Origin of the sequence: Streptomyces sp. NPDC059166, from assembly GCF_042755185.1 — a bacterium.
GTDB lineage: Bacteria > Actinomycetota > Actinomycetes > Streptomycetales > Streptomycetaceae > Streptomyces.
Genome location: NZ_JBHZCI010000093.1, coordinates 1 through 2,464 on the forward strand (window position 1 = coordinate 1; position 2,464 = coordinate 2,464).

Annotated in this window: 1 protein-coding gene; it reads right to left on the reverse strand. The window is 72.5% G+C overall.

The window, feature by feature from the left end:
- Positions 1–129: 129 nt before the first annotated feature.
- Positions 130–2,043 (reverse strand): 1-deoxy-D-xylulose-5-phosphate synthase, encoded by a 1,914-nt coding sequence (dxs, locus tag ACFXOA_RS32200; protein WP_385035715.1) that lies wholly within the window; start codon positions 2,041–2,043, stop codon positions 130–132.
- Between the last annotated feature and the right edge of the window lie 421 nt (positions 2,044–2,464).

Here is a 2,464-nt window from a genome sequence, read left to right on the forward strand (position 1 = left end):
CCCCATTTGTTCGGCCCCGGGGCCCCCCGCCCCCCCCGCTCGGGGGGGCGGCGGCTGCTTACCCCGGGGGGGGGGGGGGGCCCCCGGGGGGGGGGGGGGGCCCCCCCGGCCCATGGCCGTGTGCGCGGATCAGTCGCGGACGGACTGAGCGGTGCGGCTCTCGTACCGGCCGTCCAGCTTGGCGACGAGGCCGGTGACCTGACGCGCGATGTCCGGTGCGGTCAGTCCGATCTCCGCCATGACCTCGCCGCGCGAGGCGTGGTCCAGGAAGACCGGCGGGATCCCGAAGTCGCGCAGCGGTACGTCGACACCGGCGTCCCGCAGCGCCTGGGCGACGGCGGAGCCGACTCCTCCGGCCCTGCTGTTGTCCTCGACGGTGACGACGACCCGGTGCTCCGCGGCGAGCGGGGCGAGCGCCTCGTCCACGGGCTTGACCCAGCGCGGGTCGACGACCGTGGTGTAGATGCCCTGGGCGTCCAGGAGCGCGGCGATCTCCAGGCACATCGGGGCGAGGGCGCCGACGGAGACCAGGAGGACGTCCGCCGCGTCCGTGCCCGCCGTGCGCAGCACGTCCATGCCCCCGACCGTGCCCACGGCCTTCACCGCGGGGCCGACCGCGCCCTTGGAGAAGCGGACGACGGTGGGCGCGTCCTCGACGGCGACGGCCTCGCGCAGCTGGGCGCGCACCTGGTCGGCGTCGCGCGGGGCGGCGATGCGCAGGGTGGGCACGCACTGCAGGATCGACATGTCCCACATGCCGTTGTGCGAGGCGCCGTCCGTGCCGGTCACTCCCGCCCGGTCGAGGACGAACGTCACTCCGCACCTGTGCAGCGCGACGTCCATCAGCACCTGGTCGAAGGCCCGGTTGAGGAAGGTGGCGTAGACCGCGAAGACGGGGTGGAGCCCGCCGGTGGCCAGGCCTGCCGCGGAGACCGCACCGTGCTGCTCGGCGATCCCGACGTCGTAGATCCGGTCCGGGAACGCCTCCTCGAACTTGCCGAGACCGACCGGCTGGAGCATGGCCGCGGTGATGGCGACGATGTCCTCGCGCTCGTGGCCGAGCTTGACCATCTCCTCACCGAAGACCGAGGTCCAGTCGAGGCCCGAGGTGGAGATGGGCAGACCGGTGTCCGGGTGGATCTTGCCCACCGCGTGGAAGCGGTCCGCCTCGTCCTCCAGGGCCGGGGTGTAGCCGCGTCCCTTCTCGGTGAGGCAGTGCACGATGACGGGGCCGCCGAAGCGCTTGGCCCGCTGCAGCGCGGACTCCAGCGCCTCGATGTCGTGGCCGTCGATGGGTCCGACGTACTTCAGGCCGAGGTCCTCGAACATGCCCTGCGGCGCGATGAAGTCCTTGAGGCCCTTCTTGGCGCCGTGCAGGGTCTCGTAGAGCGGCTTGCCGACGACCGGCGTGCGCTCGAGGATGTCCTTGCCGCGGGCCAGGAAACGCTCGTAGCCGTCGGTGGTGCGCAGCGTCGCGAGGTGGTTGGCGAGACCGCCGATGGTCGGCGCGTAGGAACGCTCGTTGTCGTTGACGACGATCACGAGGGGGCGGTCCTTGGCGGCGGCGATGTTGTTCAGCGCCTCCCAGGCCATACCGCCGGTGAGGGCTCCGTCACCGATGACGGCGACGACGTGGTCGTCCTTGCCGCGGATCTCGTTGGCCTTGGCGAGGCCGTCGGCCCAGCCGAGGACGGTCGAGGCGTGCGAGTTCTCGATGACGTCGTGCTCGGACTCGGCGCGGGACGGGTATCCGGAGAGCCCGCCCTTGCTCTTGAGCTTCGAGAAGTCCTGCCGGCCGGTGAGCAGCTTGTGCACGTAGCTCTGGTGGCCGGTGTCGAAGAGGACCTTGTCCTGCGGGGACTCGAAGACCCGGTGCAGGGCGATGGTCAGCTCGACCACACCCAGGTTCGGGCCCAGGTGGCCGCCGGTCTTGGACACCTCCTCGACGAGGAAGGTGCGGATCTCCCCGGCGAGCTGGTCGAGCTGCTCGAGGCCGAGCCGGTCCAGGTCGCGCGGTCCCCTGATGCGGGTCAGCAGGTCCACCCGTGCCTCCTTGCGTTTGAGCCGGTCGAACTTCTTCCCGATCCGCAGAGTCTAATGTTCCGCCGACTGCTCGGGTTCGCAGGGGGCGGACTCCTATGTCGTATCTTCGGCGGGAACCGGACGATCTGCCCCCTCCCCCGCGTGTCCCGGAGAACACGTGTGGCGGAGTCCGGTCGTGAGCGGGCCGGCGGGCCCCCTGACCTGGCGCACCGGCTTGAACGGCGCACGCGGGGGCCGCCCGGGCGCCCGTACGAGGCGTGCGGGGCGCCCGTCGCCGTGGAGACGACGAGTGAACGCGGCCGTGGGCCGGCACCCCCGCGGGGGGCGGGGCCCGGCGGGGGGGGGGGGCGGGGGGGGGCGGCCCCCCCGGGGGGGGGGGTTTGGCGGGTCCCCGTGGATTTTAAAGGCGGGGTGGTGTGCG